The sequence below is a fragment of the Roseateles sp. P5_E1 genome (assembly GCF_054049335.1).
Window position 1 is genome coordinate 1 of record NZ_JBFUMN010000488.1, and the last position, 517, is coordinate 517.

At 66.3% G+C, this 517-nt stretch carries 1 protein-coding gene; it reads right to left on the reverse strand.

Annotated elements, in window-relative coordinates; translation table 11 throughout:
• Window positions 1–52: 52 nt before the first annotated feature.
• A partial coding sequence (locus tag ACXJKJ_RS32250; protein ID WP_457395835.1) for an AMP-binding enzyme occupies window positions 53–517 on the reverse strand: 465 nt, incomplete at its 5' end.

A 517-nucleotide genomic window follows, 5' to 3' on the forward strand; every position in this document is an offset into this window, starting at 1 on the left:
CGGCAGCGCACACGCGATGCCGCGGTCCCATCCTGCGCCTGGTGCCGCGGAACTACCTCACCTTGCGTTCTTCCACCAGCGAGGCCACGACCGACGGATCGGCCAGGGTCGAGGTGTCGCCTAGCTGGTCCGGTGCGTTCTCGGCGATCTTGCGCAGAATGCGGCGCATGATCTTGCCCGAACGCGTCTTGGGCAGGCCCGGCGCCCACTGCAGGTGGTCGGGCGCGGCGATGGGACCGATCTCCTTGCGTACCCAGGCGATCAGTTCCTTGTGCAGTTCATCGCTGGGCGTCTCGTCGGCGATCAGGGTCACATAGGCGTAGATGCCCTGGCCCTTGATGTCGTGCGGGAAGCCGACCACGGCCGCTTCGGCCACCTTCGGATGCGACACCAGCGCGCTTTCCACCTCGGCGGTGCCGATACGGTGGCCGGACACGTTGATCACATCATCCACGCGGCCGGTGATCCAGTAGTAGCCGTCCTCGTCGCGACGGCAGCCATCGCCGGTGAAATAGCT